This is a genomic window from Paenibacillus mesophilus (genome assembly GCF_005938385.1).
GTDB lineage: Bacteria > Bacillota > Bacilli > Paenibacillales > NBRC-103111 > Paenibacillus_AB > Paenibacillus_AB mesophilus.
Genome location: NZ_VCRA01000011.1, coordinates 144,409 through 163,131, shown reverse-complemented (window position 1 = coordinate 163,131; position 18,723 = coordinate 144,409). Strand labels below are relative to the sequence as shown.

Here is an 18,723-nt window from a genome sequence, read left to right as displayed (position 1 = left end):
GTTCTTTCTTTGGAAGCGACCACAAAAGTCGTTCCTGAAGTTGCAACAACTTGTTCATGGAATTGAACGCTATAAAATAATGTAAATATCATCACCGACAATAAGGACAACGAAACTCTACTCTTCACGCTCATCCACTCCGCAGCAATCTATCGATCGAAAAGACATTTTCTTGAAATAAAAATTCAAACGTCTTCTCTAGCACCCTAGGACTTTACGGGAAAAACCCCTTCATAAGCGATAATATAATTCAACGCCATGTAAGGCTGCATATTATTATGGGCTTGACCTTGGCCTACGGGTGTGAGCATATCCGGGTTCATGGGCGTATCGGCCTTGTTCGAATAAAAAGAAACCGTCGAGTTATTAACCGGGTTTCGGGCTGTCGCCCAGATCGATCCGATCGGATCGTTACCGTTCGTATTCGTCCGGCATTTCGCCGCATGATCGTGATTCGGTATTTGTTCCATCGTCAACGTCTCCTGCTTCGTCCCGCCGCTATCGCTAACATGCCGATTCGTCAATCCATCTCCTTGACCTTGATGGATCGGCACAAGCCCCCTCAAGTCTGGCAAAGCGAAAGTCGTAGTACCATTTCCGCCGAAAACGTTGCCAATTACCGCATACAATACCTGATATTGCGGCACATCCAAAATTTGGCCCTCGCAAAACAGCCACCCCGCCGGCGCGTATTTTCCGGCAAACACTCTTATTTCTCCAACATACGGATCCATTCTCGCGTTCCTCCTGTTCGTTACGGTTTGGGCGGATATATGCCTTGAAGCGCAATACAATAATTGACCACGGAGTATGGCTGCATATTGTTATGGGGGGCGCTGCCTCCGCTCACGTCGAGGCCGCTCGTGTTCATATACAATTTTTCCGAGTTCAACTCATTCGTGTAAGCTTGAACAGCCGCATCGGTTCCCCATACATTTCCATTCGGCGGAACCAGCGTGCTGTCCGAACCCGCCGTGACCGCGTGGGTATGCTCCGGAATTTCATTCGCGGTTAACGTATGATTTTCTTCACCGCCTATGGAACCAAGCTTGTAAACGTCGTCTTGACGGTGCATAACCGCCCTTCCCTGCAAATTCGGTAGCTGGAACGTCTGCACACCGTCTCCTCCATAGGTGTTGCCGAGGATCGTGAACAACGCTTGATTTTGATTGACCTGCAGCATCTGGCCGTTGCACATGGCCCAGCCCGTAGGCGCAAAATTGAAAGAAAACAAACGGATTTCTCCGATAAACGGTTCTGCCATACCTTTTTCTCCTCCCGGGACCTGTCAAGTAATCCGAAGTATCAACTACGGTTCGGATAATTGCCCTGCAAAGCGATGATATAAGTCAGCGTATAATACGGCATCATGTTGTTGTGCAATTCGTTCCCTCCGACGCTCGAGACGGTTCGCGCATCCATCGTATTGTTCGGAGCGAGCTGCGTATACTGCTTCATGTTGCTCTCCGCGAAATAATTGTTGGCCGGGCTGGTTGACGTTCCCGGCAATTGGGAAGCTTTGATATGATGGTTATGGGCCGGCAGTTCCGCAATCGATAAGGTGACCGTTTCCGTTCCTCCCTTTTGTCCCGCGGTAAATTTCGTACCGAACGAACTGGTGCCCATATGGATCGGCATTCTGCCTCTCAAGTCGGGCAAATTGAAGTTTTGTCCGTCCCCTCCATAGGTCGTGCTGAGCAGAGAGTACAAAGCTTCGTTTTGGCTGATCGGCAGCGACTGTCCGTTGCACATAGCCCACCCTTGCGGAGCGTAATTCCCCGCAAATAATCGAATTTCGCCTAAATATTGGTCACTCATCGGCTTGCTCCTCTCTAACGGATTTCATCATTGAAAATGCGGCCTCGTATACGTAATGTCCGTTTTCATTCCCGATCGGAACGATCAGCCATATTTGGGGGCCCAAATGCTCATGTACGATCCGGTAACTATTTTGTTGCAAATAAACGTCCCCTTCTTCGCCTTCGAACAGCAGCGAAAACTGCTCGATCGTCCCGTTCGATCCTTTATCCTTCACTTCTTTAAGTCGCAGCCCGATTCGACGCGTTTCGCCCAGCTCCACATGGAAAGCGGAACCTACCCACTGCAAGCATGCCTCCCGATTCATTCCTTCCCCCCGTTTCATTGGTTTGGCGACCTCCATGTCATCGACATATAAGGAAAATGTTCCTCTTTGGCGATAAATCCCAGCCGTTCGTACAGACGTCTCGCCCGATTGTCCGTCAGGACGTGAAGCTTGACCGCTTTATGCCGGGCGGTGGCGGTTTCCTGTACTTGTTTGATGATATCCGTTCCTATGCCTCGGTTTCGGTACGGGGGAAGAAGCGCCACATCGATTAACGAGATTGCATCCTCGGACTCGGAAGTAAGCAGCGCACCGGCCCAATTTCCTTCGTATAAAATAATACGCTGCTCGGCCAGCGGATACTGAAGCCGGTAGGACCGGGTTCGCAGCTTGTACTGCATTCTTAGAAAAGCATCCTTGTCCTCTTCCCGCCAACCGTAAAAGGTAGGTTCATCGCTTCGCGTCTCCGCATACAAACCGTACAAAAATTCCTCGTGCTCCGGCGTTTCCGATTCATACCGCAACATTAGCTGCACGTCTCCTTGCACTTCGTAACCGCGCGCCAAACTCATCTCTCCCCAGGACTACGACTTTAGTCCTATGAACGATATATTCCTTATTTCTACAAAAAACACCATATTCCTGTACGGACGTGCCGAATATAAGTTAAAATTTAGGTTAAATAAATTGTAAATTTTGTAAAATGACAAAAAAAGAACAGTCCCGGAAGGTCATCTAAGATAACCTTCTGGGCTGTCCCAATCTTTTACTGCAATACAAATCAAATCCGTTCCGGCGCTTGCAGGCCGATCAAGCCGAGTCCGACGCGCAGCACCATGCACGTACTCTGAACGAGCGCCAGACGCGCCGATTTCAGCGCGGCATCGTCGACGAGAATCGGACATTCATGGTAAAACCGGTTGAAGCTTTGCGCGATATCGATCAGATGACGGCTGATGACGGACGGCTCGAGCTTCTCCTTCGCCTGCAGCACTTTATCCGGGAATGCCGCCAGCTCCTTCAGCACCTGCTGCGCTTCCGCGTTTTCCAGCAGAGAGGCGTCGACACCCGCTTCCGCGCCAGACAAACCCGCTTTCCTAAGAACGCTGCGGGCGCGTGCGTACGTATACTGCACGTACGGCCCGGATTCGCCCTCGAAGTTCAAGACGTCTTTCCACGAGAATGAGATGTCCTTGATCCGGTTGTTGCTCAGATCGTTGAAAATAATCGCTCCGACGCCAACCTGCTTGGCGATCTCGTCTTTGTTTTCCAGCGACGGATTTTTGCTCTCGATAATATCTCGCGTCTTGTCGATCGCTTGACGCAGCAACTCTTCGAGCAGCACTACGTTGCCTTTCCGGGTGGAAAATTTGACGCCCTCTAGATTGACCCGTCCGAACTGGACGTGAACGAGCCGATCGGCCCATTCATAGCCCATTAGATCTATAACCTTGAACCATTGCTGGAAATGTAAATTTTGCGCATAATCGGTCACGTATATCGCTTTATCGAAGCCGTACGTCTTATGACGGTACAACGCCGCCGCGATATCGCGCGTATGGTACAGCGTCGCGCCGTCCTTCTTTAGAATAAGGGCCGGTGCCATGTTGTATTCGTCAAGTCTGACAAGGTATGCGCCCTGGTCTTCCTCCAGCAGCCCCTTCTCCTTCAGCTCATCGACGACGACACCCATCTTGTCGTTATAGAAGCTTTCCCCTGCGTCCGAATCGAACGTGACTCCGAGCAAATCGTATATGCGGTTGAATTCCTTATAGCTAATATCTTTGAACCAACGCCACAGCTCCAGCGATTCCGCGTCGCCGCGCTCCAGCTTGACGAACCAGGCTCTCGCCTCGTCCTCCAGCTCCGGCTTCGCTTCCGCTTCATCGTGAAACTTCACGTACAGCCGCATCAGCTCTTCGATGCCGCCTTCCTCGACCTGCCGCTCGTCCCCCCACAGCTTGTACGCGGTGATCAGCTTGCCGAATTGGGTCCCCCAATCGCCAAGATGGTTGATGCCGACGCAGTCATATCCGAGAAACCGGTGTATGCGGTACAAGGCGTTGCCGATCACGGTAGAACGCAAATGACCGACATGAAACGGCTTCGCGATATTCGGCGACGAGAAGTCGATGACGATCGTTTTCCCCGCTCCGACGGTGCCGGCTCCGTAACGTTCGCCCGCTTCCCGCACGGCGTTCAATACCGACTCCGCAAACGTCCGCTTGTCGAAGTAGACATTGAAATATCCCGATACCGCCACCGACCGGCTAAAGGCGGGATGAGCCGTAAACGCCTTGGCGAGCTCCTCGGCGATTTGCTGCGGCGCCTTGCGCAACGTCTTGCTCAGCTTGAAGCAGGGCAGCGACAAATCTCCCATCTCCGGGTTCGGCGGCACTTCGATCATCGCTTCGAGGGAAGCGGCGTCCGCGCCTTGCAGCGCGGATGCGGCCAAGCCCGCCATAATGGATTTATAATCGATCATGATTTGTTGACTCCTTTTACTTCGAATCGTTATTTACAACCATCTAACAAAAACACCCCTCAAGGGGTGCTTGCCGAACGTGAAAAGTTATAATCCATTATAGTGAACCCGCTTTGCGAAGTAAAGGGCCGGACGGATCGGCAAATTTGTAAAATACGGCGTATATCGCGCCGGTAAACATCGCGAATGCGGCGATGAATAGCAAAGCTTCCGGACTGCGTACCGCTTCCAGCGCATCCGAGACGATTTGCCACGGGCGGATCACCAAATCCCAGCTGTTCCATCGCAGCACGCGTCCGAGATAGACACCTACGGCTCCCAGCACGATGATAATCCCCGCAAAGACGGCCCCGATCCGGGCACCCGAACGGAGGACGATTTCGACATGAAGCCCGTAGAGCGATATGGCGCCGAGAAGCCAGCCCAGCATCGCCGCCAGCATATTCATGGACAAATCGTAGTAGAGCGTCTCTTTCGTGCTGGCATAGCTCAAATGAATCAGGTCGGTCGTGATGTAAGAAGCGTTAGGGTAAAAGGCGAGCCATACGATTCCCCACGCGGCTGTCGCGATTCCAGGCCTCCGGCCGTCCGTTAACGTTCTGCATGCGAATCGCGAAGCCAGAAGAGGAATCCAGGCCAGCAGCAAATTCGGAACGACGAGCCAATAGTACGTCCATTTGTCCATGTACAGGATCCGCAATCCGACCATTAGCGCACAGAGGGCGCTCGCCGCAACCAAAGTCCATAATGCGGACCGGGACAACCTCAATTCCACTTCTCCCTCTCCCCCGTTTCCAGTCGTTGCCTCCATCTTACCGAATCGGAGAGCAAAGCGCAAAACGGTATCCGCCCGAAACAAAAGCCCCCCGTTCCGGAAGCTCGTTCCGAAACGAGAGGCTTGCTTGTCGGACTAGTGAACCCGAGAATCCGGCGCCCGGCCTCCCCGCAGCATAAACTCCTTCTCGAACCGCTCTTTGACCGAATCGTTGCTGCCTTGTGCCGACAGCCGGATCTCGGAATATTCGCGGATCAGATTGCGTATGCCGTCAAGGTCGCCTTCCTCGGCCATATTCCCGGTCCGGTCCACCACCGAATAAGTCAATGCCGATAGCGCGTCGGTGAAGCTGTTGTCCGCGTCCGTAACCGTGCGGTATTCGAAGTAATAATGCTTGAACGTCTCGATCAGCGTCGTTTCGATTGCCTATCCCTCCTTCGACTTTAGGTTGCGCCAAAAGGATAGCGGCATATACGCAGCGCTGCCGGAGACATTTAGCCCGCTTCATCACGAGCGCCAAGCACTTGTTCGATATGAACGGAATACTCTTTGCTCAAATCGATAAAACGTTCCCCCGACTGCACGAGCGGACGAGTCTGGTTATGAGGGTGAATGAGCACGATTTTCGCCTTCGTGCCGTTTGTCAGCATTACTTCATATCCGATCAGCGCCTGCATGAACTTCCGGATCAATACCGTGACGACGGCGGGATCGAATGTTCCGTATGCGTTGGTTTCCATCTGCTTGAGCACCTCGTACAAGGGCGAAGGATCGCGGTAAACCCTCTTCGAGGTCATCGCGTGAAACACGTCGGCTACGGCGACTATACGGCTGAACAGATCGATCTTGTCGCTCTTGAGACCGAACGGATAACCGCTGCCGTCGATCCGCTCGTGGTGCTGCAGAGCCACCGACGCTTGCCGATGCGTCGTGCCGACCGTTTTCTTGATCATCTCGAAGCCGATCAGCGTATGCCGCTTCATCGTCTCGAACTCGTCCTCGGTCAGCCGGTCCGGCTTGTTCAGTAATTCGACCGGAATTTGCGTCTTGCCGATATCGTGAAGAACGGCCGCCGTCGTCAGCTGCAGCAGCTCCGCCTCGGACAATCGCAGCCATTTCCCGAGCAGCATCGAAACCGCTCCGACCGCTACGCTGTGCCGGTATAAATAATCGTGCTTCGCCTGAAGCATCGTGAACATTTGAAACAAGTGCAGCCGATCGGTCGTATGCCGGATGACGGGAATGACTCGCGTACGGAGCTCGGCGAGCGGGATTTGTCTCGTGTTCCGGATATGCTCGAACACGCCTTTTACGACCGCTACCGCTTCGTCGAGACTCGCGGCCAGCAATTCAGCTGACATCGACGCGTCGTGCCCGACATCCTCAACATCCCGTACCGTCAGCATCATCCCGTGATCCTCCAGTATGTCCGCATGGCCCGTGTCGAGCACGGTTGCAGCCGCTATCAGCAAAACGCCTTTTGAATTGAACAAATCCCGCAGCAATCTTTTGCCCATCAAATGTTCGTACGTTCGCTTCCCTCGGTTGTCCACGCTCGTTTCTCCTCTTCCCATAATGAGAACATGATCCGGACGATCGACACGACCCGTCGGCACAAAACTTAGTACCATTTTACATGAGAAGCCGGGAGGCTGCGTTCAAAAGAAGTTCAAGATTTCTTTAAATTCGTTTCTCAGCAATCGGATTCATTTGTCTTTTATAAAACATTGCCACGCAAACGGCTGCCAGAACAAGGCCGGAGCAAACCGCATACATCGCAGAGTAAGAACTATGGTCGGCAACCGGTCCTAATGCGATGCCGCCCAAGGAAATGCCGAAGTCCGCCGATGCGATAAACAGACCGATCCCTATATTCCGCGAGGCGGAGGGGAGTACGAACGTTAAGTAGGTCGTCAATGTCGGGTATAACAGAGCTTGCGCAATTCCCATCAGGATGGCAGCCGCATAGAGAAGCACGAATCCCGCCGACTCCGACAGGGAGAGCAGCACTGCCGCAACAGCAGCCAGAAGCAAGATGCCGATGATGAATCGTTGGTGCCATTTTCCATCGGAAGGAATCCGTTTGCGCAGCACAAACCTGGAATATACGATAACCCCCGCCTGAAGCATGAGATAAATACCCGCATTGCCGTATGCAACTTGTTGCACATATAAGGGAATGAAAACAGACACAGCCCCGAACACGACGGAAACGGCGAGCATGATCAAGCTGCAAACGAGCAAGTACGGATGCTCAGCGATCCGACGGAGCGCATTCAACATCCCAACGTCCGAATGCTGCTCTTTCCTGACAGAATCGGCTTGTATGGAAGCGCTGTACCCGAACAAGCCCGTAGTAACCGCAATAGCGATCATAGTTGCCGTGAAAGCATTCATCCTTCCCCATTCCCAGATCCCAAACGCGATTATAGGACCAACAATAGTCGGCATATACGTGGAAAGGGAATACAAGGATACCCCTTGAGATCGTTCCTCGTCGGGGAGCGAATCAATGATGCCCATCTGCAAAGCCATGGAGAAAAAAGCGGTACAGATACCTTGCAAGAGCCGTGCCGCAACGAATCCTTCCAGTCCGGTGACCGTGTACAGCAGCAGTGCTGTCCCGTTCACGATCAGCAGAACGCGCAGCACCCGGATCGGTCCATATTTTCCTACGAGATGACCTGCCCACGGGCGAAAAAACATACAGGTCAGCATATACGTCCCCATAATAAAACCGATCGTCGCATTGCTTGCCCCCATGGACTCGCTCCGCAGCGGCACGATTACGTTCAACACCGAATTGGCGCTAAAAAAAAGGAAAGCCAGCCCATAGAGACGAATAAAAGGCCACGCTGTAGCTCGCTGAGCGCTCAAATGCGGATAACCCCCAAAAGTTTTAATCGATCAACCAGGAGCTTTCTTGATCGTTATATCCATGGGCGAGTACTTCCGAGTTCATAAGAAGAGTAGACTCCGGGACCTCCAAGCTCATGGTCAAGTCCGACGATCATGGCGAGGGAAATGCCGAAGTTGCCGCTGGAAGATTCAATAATGGTGCCCCCGGGCTTTAACAAGCCTCTCCGCTCCGCCTCGCTTACGATATACATCGCGGCGCGATCCTTGATGCTGCCTCCGGGATTAAAGCGCTCGTATTTGAGCAATATTTGGCCCTCGGTCGCTTTGTTGCTATTGGGCAACGTGATCAGCGGAGTATTGCCGATCGTCTCCAGGATGTTGACAATCATTCTCTCTCCTCCTCTAGGCAAGGCCTTCTTCCAAATCTCCAGCGCATTTCAGCAGCATTTGCGTATAAGGCTGTTCGCTTTCATGAATTTGAGCCCCCCGACTGACTTCACAGATACTGCCGCCCTCCATAACCGCTATTTGGTGGCAAAAGGATTGAAGAACCCGGATGTCATGCGAGATCATCAGAATCGAGAAATGATATTGCTTGTGCAGTTGCTGCAGCAAACTCAGGATTTGTGCTTGGACGTTCATATCCAACGCGGAAACCGCTTCATCGCAGATCAGGATATCCGGCCCCAGTACCAAAGCTCTGGCAATCGCGATTCGCTGACATTGACCTGTGCTTAGCTGAGGCGGCCTCCTCATCTGCGCATCACCCATAATCCCGACCTCTTCCAGGTAAAACCCGGCCAATGTTTCCCGCATTTTTTTCTCTTTGACATTCAAATATTGGAGCGGTTCTTGCACCAGCTGCAGCGCAGTACGGCCGGGATGAAGGCTCGCTCTCGCATCCTGAAACACCATTTGAATATGCTTGCTTAGCTCGCGCCTGTACTTGCCATTCAATCGGCCGATATCGGTACCGCGATACAGGATGCGTCCACGGCTGGGTGTCTCCAAACCGGTCAAGCATCGGGCCAAGGTTGATTTGCCGCAGCCGCTTTGTCCCAAAATCCCGATAATATCCCCCTTGTTCACCTTGAGGTTGATATTGTCAAGGACGCCTTTCTTCGGGCCATACGATTTCTCCAATTGAATGATCTCAAGGATAGGCTCGCCCGTCTGTTCTCCCGCCCGCATACCGGATGATCCGGCCATGATGGAGCGGGAAGCAAGCAACTGGCGTGTATAAGCGGTGCGAGGTTTGGAGAAGACGATCCTCGTATCGCCTTCTTCTTCAATAGCTCCCTGATTCAGCACAATCACGCGATTGCTTATTGCATTCGCCACGGCGATATCATGGGTAATCAGCAGAACGGTCAGGCCGAATTCCGTCTGCAGTTTTTGGAGCAAATCCAGAACTTCCTTCTGGCTTACCGTATCCAATGCGGAAGTAGGCTCGTCGGCAATCAGCACCGCCGGCTTCAGGCACAGCGCAAGAGCCAGACAGACCCGCTGGCACATGCCTCCGCTGAGCTCAAAGGGATACCGGTCAAGAATGCCGATCCCATTCGCAAAGCCAAGCTTGTTCAATAATTGCGCCGCGATCGGTACGACCTGCTCTCTGGTCGCCATACGATGATAAAGCAGACACTCCTGAAAGTGCGCTTTAATCGTCAGCACCGGATTCAGCGCAAGCCGGGCATCCTGGAAAAGCATCGCGAGCCGTCTGCCTCGAATGCTCTCCCAGTCCGTCGATTTGCCCGCAAGCTCCGCAACGACGTCGGAGCCGATGCGCAGCGTCCCGCCGCCGACATGAGCGGAGGGAGGAAGCAGCCCCGTGATCGCCTTCGCTATTGTCGATTTCCCTGAACCGCTCTCGCCGATCAGGGCGACAATATCCCCTTTTTTGACGTCCAAAGACAGGCTGCTCAGAATGCTCGTGAATTGCCGGTTTTGCCGGTACGCCACACGCAGATTATCGACTTGCAGAATCGTTTCGCGTTCGTTCATCCTCATTAGACTTCTCCTATAGTCCCGGTATTTCATACGGATCGAGGCGGTCCCGCAGTCCCTCGCCGATTAAATTAAAGGCCAGAACCGTCAACATAATAAACAGGGCGGGCCCGAGCAAAATATGCGGCGCTTGGAGGAAGTGGCTCCTTCCATCCGCCAGCATGCTGCCCCATTCCGGAGTTGGCGGTTGTGCGCCCAACCCGAGGAACGACAGGGCGGAGATCGACAGAATCATGGTTCCCAGCTCGAACGTGGCGAGGACCAGAATAGAGCTTATGGCGCGAGGTAGCAATTCTCCGACAATCAACGCTCTCCTCGAGGCACCGAGTATGATGGCGGCGGCAAAGGACGTTTCGTTCTTGGCCTGAAGCGCAATGCTGCGGGATAAACGGGCAAATGACACCCACCACACCGAACCGACCGCCAACAGCAATTGAAGAAGGCTTGTGCCGAATAACGCGGCAATGACCATAGCCAGTACCATAAACGGAAACGCCAAAAGCACATCAATGAGTCGCATCAGGATGGTGTCGAGCAGCGAGCCATGAAACATGCCGGCCGTTAGTCCCGCAGCAAGTCCGATCAGAAGAGCGGTACCGAGGGCCAGGACGGATGAAAGCAAGGTCGTTTGCCCTCCATAGAGCGTTCTGGCAAGAACGTCCCTTCCGAAGCGATCGGTGCCCAAAGGATGGCTCCAGCTTGGCTGCTGCAGCCGTTCGGACACTTGCTGCTCGAATGGATCATAGGAAGTAAACAATGGTGCGCCCAGAACGAGGATCGCAATGATGCCCAGCAGGACGATGCCGGCAATAAGGCTGATCGGATATTTGGAGCGAAGCAGGCTATTCAACTCCGGTTTCCCCTTTATTTCGAATTCGAGGATCGGCGAGCGCGTACACGACATCGACCGATAAATTAACGAGTACCACCATCGATACACTCAAGAGCGCATAGCCTTGAATGACCGGATAATCTTTAAGCAGAATGCTGTCGAGAGCGTACTTGCCGATACCGGGCCACGAGAAAATCGTTTCGATCACGACCGCGCCGCCAAGCAACGAAGCTAGCGACAGGCCGATCATCGTAATAACGGGAAGCAGCGCATTCCGCCATGCGTGCTTCGCTGCCAGCCGTTTGGACAACCCTCTCGACAAAGCGGATAGCACATAAGTCTGACCCAGCTCGGACAGCATGTTCGCTCTTACAACGCGTATCAGCTGCGGTGCGCCGAGCAGGCCCAACGTAACGGCTGGAAGCCAAACTTTTGTCAGGCTGGCGCCGCTGCCGATCTCATAGACATCCCAGGTTACGGCAAACAAGGATAACAGGAACAAACCGACGACAAAGGCCGGGGTGGATGCGACGGCTACGCAGACAAATCGGATCAGGCCGTCGACCGGCCTCCCTGCCTTGCGTGCGGAAATAATACCGAACAACAGTCCCAGCACGATCTTGATCAGGAGTGCGGATACAGCAAGCAGTACGGTGGCGGGAAGTCTCGCCGCTATTTCGGCGCCGACGTGTCTGCCGGTATGAATGGATACGCCCAGATCGAAATGCAGCAGCCGTTCCATCCACCTTGCATACTGGGCGAATACATTCCGGTCGAGACCTAATTCCGCTCGAAGCTCGGCTGTTTTCTCCCGATAGGACCCTGAATCGGACATGGCGACCTCGGACGTCTGATTCAGAAGGATGGCAATCGGGTCGCCGGGCGCGAGACGCATCAGCACAAAAATAAAGAGAGTCGCAATGAACAGCGTGATGACGGCCTCCGCCGATTTTCGAATAATCGCCTTGTACATCCGTTTACTTCGAGCCGGCAGGCAGGAAAGACAGGTTTGCATGAACGGTATTCTCAAATTGTCTGAAATGCTCTTCGAAGCCTTGCAGCGAAGCGCTGACCGCCGTAATTTGCGGGCGCGGGTACAGCGCGATGATTGGCGCTTGCTGGGCTACCCGCTCATTGATTTTGAGCGCAAGCCGGCGCCGCGCGGCTTCATCGGCTGCATCCTTTAATTTTGCCAGCAACTGAACGGTTTCTTCGTCGTCGTATCCGCCGAAGTTCGCGCTTCCCTTCGGGGCAAACTGACCGGACAACAAGCTGTGCAGACCGCCGAAGGTGCTCCATGCCTCGATCGAAGCATCCCATTCCCCTTTTTCGCGGGCTGCCGTGATCAAGCTGTAGTCGCCATGCTGGACTTCGGCTTTAACGCCGATCTTCGTCCACTGGTTCTGCAGCGCTTCCCCCAGCGCTTTATCGCCGCCCCAGGTCATCAAGCGCAGGCTTAACGGCTTTCCATCTTTGTATCGGATGCCGTCGGAGCCTTTCGCCCATCCCGCTTCGTCGAGCAGCTGGCCGGCTTTGGCCGGATCGGCCTTGGCGTACACGGCGTTTCTCGCTTCCGCGAAAGCGGGATTGGAGCCGAGCCATGTCGTTACCGGAATGCTTTGCCCCTCTGCGCCAAGAACCGCCAGCTCCTTGCGGTCAAGCGCCCAGGACAGCGCCTGCCTGACCAAGACATCGGCCAATTGAGGTTTCTTCAGATTCAAATAGATCGTTTGCGTATTGGCAACGGGTGCCGCGGATATTTTGACACCTTTGTTGTCCTTGAATTGCGCGATGCTTGTTACAGGAATATTCAGCACCACATGACCGCGGCCGCTGAGTGCCGAGAGAACCCTTGCTTGACCATCCGTCACTTCTTCGTACACGACTTTCCGGATGTTCGGCTTTTTGCCCCAATAGCCTTCGTTTCTTTCCAGCACCATCTTCTGCTTCGGGATGAACTCTTTTACTCTGTACATGCCGGTCAAATCCATCGTATTGACGGCGTCATGCTTCGCTTCCGCATTATGGATCACCGTCTGATAGTAGGAAAGGTTCAGCGGTACTGGCACATTGTTGACGGCCGTCTTGACTTGCACGGTTTGATCGTCAACCTTGGCGTAGGTCAGATCCGCAAGAAAAGGCTTTGCCTGGACATCCTTTGCCTTGGAACGTTCAAGCGAAGCGATTACTGCACTTGCATCTACGGCCTTGCCGCTCCAGAAGCGGACATTCGGTTTCAGCTTGATCTCCCATGTAGTCGCATCCACTTCTTTAGCGCTTTCTGCAAGAGAAGGTTCGATTCGGCCATCCTCCATGACCTTGAACAGCGCCTCCGCCGCGCCCGCATTTCTCAAATAGCTGGAGGTAAGCGGCTGGACAGGGTCCAAGCTTGCCGCGATTTCTTGACCGACAATCACGAGGTCCTTCGTTTCCGCCTGTTCGGTCGGCTTGCCGGATGGGTTCGTGGCGGTGCAGCCGATCATGATCGAAAGTAAAACAAACACGAGAGCAGTTAATAAAGCATTCCTCATGGCGAACCTCCCAGCTTTATGATGTGTACTTGCCTATACAGTCTGCGCAATAACCTGCATGCGTCTGCCTTTCATGAACAGAAAATGACCAGCTTCAAACGGATCGGCATTCCACATGCTCCTTTCCGCTCGTATAGCAATAGACTTGCGAGGCGGAGGCGCTGAACTGGGTGAAGGGGAATGGCTCCGCTACCAGCGAAGCGACGCCTTGCCGGATAAATTGGGCCATAATTGCGCTGCCCGTCTGGGCATAGACGATCAGAGGAAGGTTTCGCTCTCTGACCTTTGCCAGTAAACAATCGAACGTTCCGTTGCCTAACGTCATCCCCGTGCAAATGACGCGGTCCGCCCGGTCCAGAACGATGTCCATATCTTTCTCTACGGCGTCTCCCCACTGGGTTTCCTTCAGCTGCAAATCGCAAGGCAAACAAATGCCGCCACGCTGTTTGATCGCTTCAACCAAAGGGTTAACGGCACCGATCAAGGCGACAGCTTCGGACGGTTGAATGTCCGCGAGATCGGCAATTAGCGCATCGCGCTGCTTTGCTTTATGTATAGGCGTTCCGGCGGAAATCTCGACCGCCGAGGCGCAATGCTCGCGATGCGGTTGGACCGCGCCCAAGTATGCATCCATGGCGGCGATTTGCACGGGCAGCCTGTTGTCCCGAAGCGCCGCATCGAGCGGCATTCCCGACAGCTGCGCCGCAATCTCCATGTCCAACTGGTCCGAAGTATGCGAATAAGCACCGAAGGCGGCCTCCACCCTCACGAGCAAGTAATAGTTGTGATATTTAGTCGCGGAAGACGGAAACTGGGTCGTTTGATAAATATAAGATGCGCCCGTTACGGTCAACGTCTCCGGCTTGGGACCCAGCTTGCCTTCCAAAATGGCTTGCCGTAATTCCGCTACCGAGCCCAATGTACCCGCTTTGGTGGAGCTCATCCGGACACCTCGCTCGTTTCGAAGTCAAGGATAATGCGCTTCAGCGCTTCTTCCGCATACGTTCTTGCGTTCAGGCCTTCCGGATCCTGCGCGATCACATGGCCCAGATAGCAGGCGTTGTCGACGGGAGCTCCAACCGTTTTGCCCGCACAATTCTCGAGCTTGAAACGGGCGATATGCGTATCCGACTCGAGCGATTCAATCCCTTCCATCTTGGCAATTTTGCCGCCGTTCGGAGGTACGAGGAACATAACGGCAGCACTCGCAATACCGCGATCCTTGGACTCGATTGCCGGCTTGCGCCCCAGCGACAAATCGACGAAAGCTTCGAGCAGATCAATATCGGTAACGCGCCGGATCAACTCGACAATATAATTGCCTGCCGTTCTTGGATTGATTTCGACGATACGAGGCCCATCAGCCGTAATCTTCACTTCCGTATGGGCAATGCCGTGGTCATAACCGACCGCTTGCAGGGCGTCACGGACAAATTGCGTCACCGCCGCACGCGTCTCGTCGCTAAGCTGTGCCGGGAACATATGGCCATTCTCGATGAAATAAGGGGTTCCCGTAACGGATTTATCCGTAATACCCAGTATCGTCGTCTCGCCATGGCAAGAGACGCTCTCGACGCTTACCTCTTCCCCGCTCATAAACTCCTCGAGAAGAATGGTGCAGTCCCGTTCCTGATCCCTGAAATTGAGCGGGAAAGCATCGAGCGCACGATAAGCGTCCTGCAGCTCTTTCTCATTCCGGATCAGACTGACAAAAGCGCTGGAAGCAAGGTCAACCGGCTTCATGACGAGCGGATAACCGATGAATTGGGCAGCTTCCGCAGCTTCTTCCCAGCTGTGCGCGAGACGATAGTTCGGATTCGGCTGGCCCGCTCTGTCCAGAGCTTGGCGCATCAGATGCTTGTGCCGTACGGTTTTGACTTCCACAGGGAACGGACATGGAAGGTGAAAGGCTTCAGCCACCTCCCGCACGGTCTCGATGTAGTAATCGCAAACCGTAATGACTCCGTCAAAGCGGAAGGGCCTCAGGAATTCGATCAAGCATGGAATATCGTTCGTTTCGGCAACGAGCACCGTGTCGGCGTACCGTATTACCGGGTGCATCTCCGTGCTGAGCGCACTCTTGTAATGCTCGGGCTTGCGGGTAACAAAGGTATAAGTGTGCCCCAGCGATTTGAGAAGCGGCGGCAGTAAATTGCCGCTTGCCCCTACCCAGCTTTCGATCATCAACAGATGTGCCATATTCGACCTGCCTCCAATCGGGAATCGATCGTCATATTAATCGTAATTTTTACTACTAATGGCGAGTATACAATACAGTATTTTACATTGTCAATCGTCATGGAGCGAATTAAATGTAATTATTACGTTTTAATCAAAATAGTCCCGTTGGAAGAATGCCAACACAAAAAGTTCCTTCAGAATCATCTGAAGGAACCACTTATCTAAATCCGGATGCATAACCAGAATCAGATCGATTTCTGTATGAACTGTTTCGACATGTTGTAGTTCGACTCAAATTGGACACTTGCGCACAGCTCGTTGTGATGCAATGCGAAGGTAAACTGAATCTCGCCGTGCGTCCAGTTCGTCTTGTACTTGAGCGCTTCGATCGCCTGCTTCAGTAACGATCGCTGCTGAAATTCCGTCAATCCTTGCGTCTTCGCCTCGACTTGATCATCCGTCTCCTCCAGAGGAAGGGTTCGAATACCGAACTTGCCGATAAGATTGTTCCGGATTTGCACATAAATGGTCCCGTAAACCAACTGGGACAGCTCCTGCTTTAATTCTTCGAACACCATTTCCAATTGACGTTCCAAAGACAGCTGATCAACAGTCTTAGAGGAACCTGCGTTCCCCTCTCTAAAACGAGGAGCCTTCTTTTCCTCTTCATAGGTGCGTTCAATCAAAAATTCTTTTATTAGTGTCTGATAACCCTTATTTCTTAGCTTAGCCAAATTGCGGATACGCTGGAGCAAGTCCTCGTCAAGACGAATGGAAATAGTTGCGGATTTCCTTTTCGGCAAGTCGCGATCCTCTTCTTCGATAATGGAAGCTTCCAACAGTTCATCGCTCAAGGTGTGGTTCGACCAGAATTCCGCTGCTTCCGCATCGCTCATATGTTCCGGAATCTGGTCTCTTGAAGTGATAATTTTCATAGTTATCGATTCCTCCTTCTATAAGCTCTGGCTTCAGATTCGGTGGCATCCCGTGCGGTTATCACTCGTATTTTTCCCATTACTTTCTTTATATAAATCACGACCAATCGTCTTCCGTCTTCTGTACAACCAATAATACCCAAGTTGCCGCTGTGAGCTGAAAATTTTATACGCTCCGGGTCCATCAAAGCATCTTCCGCTTCAAACGGTTCAACATTGTGACGAGCTATGTGTTGTATGTTTTCTTCGTCCCATATGAATAATGACACTTAGCTTCCCCTGACCATGTATATTATTTTATATATACAATTGTAACACATTTTATACGAAAGAGGTTTGGTTTCAAGGTGTTTATCATCGAAAAATAATAAAGCCCTGATGAAGCATCATCTGAGGCATTAACATAATTCCCCGCATTCAAGAAAGAACGAAAACAAAAGAAGCCTTGAATCTCAAGGCTTCCCGGTTTTTTTGATTTGATGCGGTCGAGAGGACTCGAACCTCCACGGCTGTTACCCCACTAGAACCTGAATCTAGCGCGTCTGCCAATTCCGCCACGACCGCATATTATATACTGACTGCCCGAAAGCGTCAACGAAATTTATCTTATCACGGGACACAACGCGAGTCAAGCATTTTAGTTGTTAGCGGCGGAACCGCCGGTCCGGCCCAAATAAACCGACGCCGAACGGATAGTCGCGTCATAGACCGCTTTACCGATCATATAACCGATCGTGGTCGCCGTTCCCGCATAACGGAACAAGTCTCCGCGGCCGGTCGAGGCGATCAGTACGGCATCCGTCGAGGTTCCCGTAGCGAGCAGCCCGCTGTTCCTCGCCTTAACTCCCAAATCTTGCAGTGCAGCCGTCTTCGCCTCGGTTGCGGTGATGACCGCATTGACCATGGCCGCTTCCGCCATTTGTCCGTCCACGACTACGATGGTGTTGATCGTCCCCGGATACAACCGGTCCGTTCCTTCGGTCGTGCCGGCACGAACGGAATTGCTTAGGCCTGCCGTCACCCAAACGGACACGTGCAGGTTATCGCGCGACAGATGACATTCCCCCGCATCAGCTATCCAAGCCGCCGTCATCATGGCGGCAGTCACTCCGGTATCGAATCCTTGCGATTGCAGGAAGCTTTCCATCTCCGCTTCCGGATCGTCGCACATGTACGATTTCGGAACTTGACGGTTGACGAGATGCCGCACTCGACTGAAGCCGCCTCCCCATATCGAGGAGTTGAGCGCCAGCAGCGAAATATCCGATTTTATCGCGAGATACTCTCCCTCGGCCGTGCGAACGATTTCGGAATATAGTCCGGGAAAAGGCTCAGAGCGGATGCATGCGTCCGCCGCTCTCTCCATCAAAACGACTCCGGCCGCTTCTCGTCGGCACGCTGCACCAAGTATCCGCGGGACAGCTTCACTACTTTCCGGTTCGGCCTCCGGATGAGAATCGACTCGTCGTCCCATGCGACGACCAGACCGCGGACATCGTTGACCGGATCGGCGTCACGCACGATACGGACCTTGATCCCTTCGATCCGGTAAGCGTCCAATTGTTCGTCCGTTATCATAACCAACCTCCCCCATTCCCCCCGTTCTAGAAAAAAAGACCCCAATGCCGTAACATCCGGGTCCAATCACAATGTATAATTGACGGTATTAACCGACATGCTCCTTGGAATCGTTTTTCTCGTACCATTCGTCCAGCACTTTGCCCGACATGACGCGTTTCTCGATATACTCCGTCTGCAGTCCGGTAAAAGCCGGCTTCCAATCGACATCGAGCTCATTGCACAGCTTGACGATTGTCAGCAGCTCTGACCAAGCAACGTAACGTTTATACCAGAAAAACTGAGGATGCTCGATCATATAGGGGTACAGATCGTCAAAATCGGTATGTTTGCAGTCCAGAGCGCGTTCGAAATGTACTTTGGATTCCGACAACTTGGTCATCAAAAACTCACTTGTCATTTGCTCTTTCCCCATATTGTAACCTCCTCCCAGCGACCTTCATTCATTATATCGGAA

At 52.9% G+C, this 18,723-nt stretch carries 22 protein-coding genes and 1 tRNA gene; all 23 read right to left on the bottom strand.

Annotated features, from left to right (window positions below):
• Window positions 1–206: 206 nt before the first annotated feature.
• Window positions 207–734: a phage tail protein gene (locus tag FE783_RS20630; protein ID WP_138881278.1), complete on the bottom strand. Its 528-nt coding sequence runs from the start codon at window positions 732–734 to the stop codon at window positions 207–209.
• Window positions 735–754: 20 nt separating this feature from the next.
• The gene (locus tag FE783_RS20625) at window positions 755–1,264 is read right to left on the bottom strand and encodes a phage tail protein (protein ID WP_138881277.1); all 510 of its coding nucleotides are present in this window, start codon (window positions 1,262–1,264) and stop codon (window positions 755–757) included.
• A 41-nt stretch (window positions 1,265–1,305) separates the two neighbouring features.
• A complete protein-coding gene (locus FE783_RS20620; RefSeq protein ID WP_138881276.1) occupies window positions 1,306–1,818 on the bottom strand; it encodes a phage tail protein in 513 nt (170 codons plus the stop codon).
• Window positions 1,811–2,125 (bottom strand): DUF6916 family protein, encoded by a 315-nt coding sequence (locus FE783_RS20615; protein WP_138881275.1) that lies wholly within the window; start codon window positions 2,123–2,125, stop codon window positions 1,811–1,813. Before FE783_RS20615 ends, FE783_RS20620 begins: the two co-directional genes overlap by 8 nt.
• A 14-nt stretch (window positions 2,126–2,139) precedes the next feature.
• On the bottom strand, window positions 2,140–2,649 hold the full coding sequence (locus tag FE783_RS20610; RefSeq protein WP_158301937.1) for a GNAT family N-acetyltransferase: 510 nt from the start codon (window positions 2,647–2,649) through the stop codon (window positions 2,140–2,142).
• Between the two features lie 215 nt (window positions 2,650–2,864).
• The gene (argS, locus tag FE783_RS20605; protein ID WP_420799756.1) at window positions 2,865–4,565 is read right to left on the bottom strand and encodes an arginine--tRNA ligase; all 1,701 of its coding nucleotides are present in this window, start codon (window positions 4,563–4,565) and stop codon (window positions 2,865–2,867) included.
• Window positions 4,566–4,665: 100 nt separating this feature from the next.
• Complete coding sequence (locus FE783_RS20600) at window positions 4,666–5,343, bottom strand: DUF1361 domain-containing protein (protein ID WP_158301936.1); 678 nt, start codon at window positions 5,341–5,343, stop codon at window positions 4,666–4,668.
• 135 nt (window positions 5,344–5,478) lie between these two features.
• The gene (locus FE783_RS20595) at window positions 5,479–5,670 is read right to left on the bottom strand and encodes a hypothetical protein (protein WP_138881271.1); all 192 of its coding nucleotides are present in this window, start codon (window positions 5,668–5,670) and stop codon (window positions 5,479–5,481) included.
• 167 nt (window positions 5,671–5,837) lie between these two features.
• Window positions 5,838–6,896 (bottom strand): HD-GYP domain-containing protein, encoded by a 1,059-nt coding sequence (locus FE783_RS20590; protein ID WP_238403175.1) that lies wholly within the window; start codon window positions 6,894–6,896, stop codon window positions 5,838–5,840.
• Between the two features lie 127 nt (window positions 6,897–7,023).
• Entirely contained in the window at window positions 7,024–8,220 is a 1,197-nt protein-coding gene (cntE, locus tag FE783_RS20585; protein ID WP_138881270.1) for a staphylopine family metallophore export MFS transporter CntE, read from the bottom strand.
• A gap of 53 nt (window positions 8,221–8,273) precedes the next feature.
• A complete protein-coding gene (locus FE783_RS20580) occupies window positions 8,274–8,591 on the bottom strand; it encodes a pyridoxal-phosphate dependent enzyme (protein ID WP_238403174.1) in 318 nt (105 codons plus the stop codon).
• Between the two features lie 13 nt (window positions 8,592–8,604).
• Window positions 8,605–10,212: an ABC transporter ATP-binding protein gene (locus tag FE783_RS20575; RefSeq protein ID WP_138881269.1), complete on the bottom strand. Its 1,608-nt coding sequence runs from the start codon at window positions 10,210–10,212 to the stop codon at window positions 8,605–8,607.
• Between the two features lie 10 nt (window positions 10,213–10,222).
• Entirely contained in the window at window positions 10,223–11,059 is an 837-nt protein-coding gene (locus FE783_RS20570) for an ABC transporter permease (protein WP_238403173.1), read from the bottom strand.
• Window positions 11,052–12,014: an ABC transporter permease gene (locus tag FE783_RS20565; RefSeq protein WP_138881268.1), complete on the bottom strand. Its 963-nt coding sequence runs from the start codon at window positions 12,012–12,014 to the stop codon at window positions 11,052–11,054. Before FE783_RS20565 ends, FE783_RS20570 begins: the two co-directional genes overlap by 8 nt.
• Before the next feature lie 4 nt (window positions 12,015–12,018).
• A complete protein-coding gene (locus FE783_RS20560; RefSeq protein ID WP_138881267.1) occupies window positions 12,019–13,572 on the bottom strand; it encodes an ABC transporter substrate-binding protein in 1,554 nt (517 codons plus the stop codon).
• Between the two features lie 94 nt (window positions 13,573–13,666).
• Window positions 13,667–14,515, bottom strand: coding sequence for a Rossmann-like domain-containing protein (locus FE783_RS20555; protein WP_138881266.1), 849 nt, complete (start codon window positions 14,513–14,515; stop codon window positions 13,667–13,669).
• Window positions 14,512–15,771, bottom strand: a complete 1,260-nt coding sequence (locus FE783_RS20550; protein ID WP_138881265.1) for an ATP-grasp domain-containing protein — start codon at window positions 15,769–15,771, stop codon at window positions 14,512–14,514. The genes FE783_RS20555 and FE783_RS20550 overlap by 4 nt, the downstream gene beginning before the upstream one ends.
• Window positions 15,772–15,998: 227 nt before the next feature.
• Entirely contained in the window at window positions 15,999–16,688 is a 690-nt protein-coding gene (locus tag FE783_RS38005) for a CopG family antitoxin (RefSeq protein WP_202916223.1), read from the bottom strand.
• A gap of 2 nt (window positions 16,689–16,690) precedes the next feature.
• Window positions 16,691–16,957 carry a BrnT family toxin gene (locus FE783_RS20535; protein ID WP_138881264.1) on the bottom strand — a complete coding sequence of 89 codons (267 nt, stop codon included), beginning with the start codon at window positions 16,955–16,957 and terminating at the stop codon, window positions 16,691–16,693.
• Between the two features lie 211 nt (window positions 16,958–17,168).
• A tRNA-Leu gene (locus FE783_RS20530) sits at window positions 17,169–17,252 on the bottom strand.
• A gap of 73 nt (window positions 17,253–17,325) precedes the next feature.
• Entirely contained in the window at window positions 17,326–18,054 is a 729-nt protein-coding gene (locus FE783_RS20525) for an adenosylcobinamide amidohydrolase (protein ID WP_158301935.1), read from the bottom strand.
• Window positions 18,054–18,266: a hypothetical protein gene (locus FE783_RS20520; RefSeq protein WP_138881262.1), complete on the bottom strand. Its 213-nt coding sequence runs from the start codon at window positions 18,264–18,266 to the stop codon at window positions 18,054–18,056. Before FE783_RS20520 ends, FE783_RS20525 begins: the two co-directional genes overlap by 1 nt.
• An 88-nt stretch (window positions 18,267–18,354) precedes the next feature.
• Window positions 18,355–18,681: a hypothetical protein gene (locus FE783_RS20515; protein ID WP_138881261.1), complete on the bottom strand. Its 327-nt coding sequence runs from the start codon at window positions 18,679–18,681 to the stop codon at window positions 18,355–18,357.
• Between the last annotated feature and the right edge of the window lie 42 nt (window positions 18,682–18,723).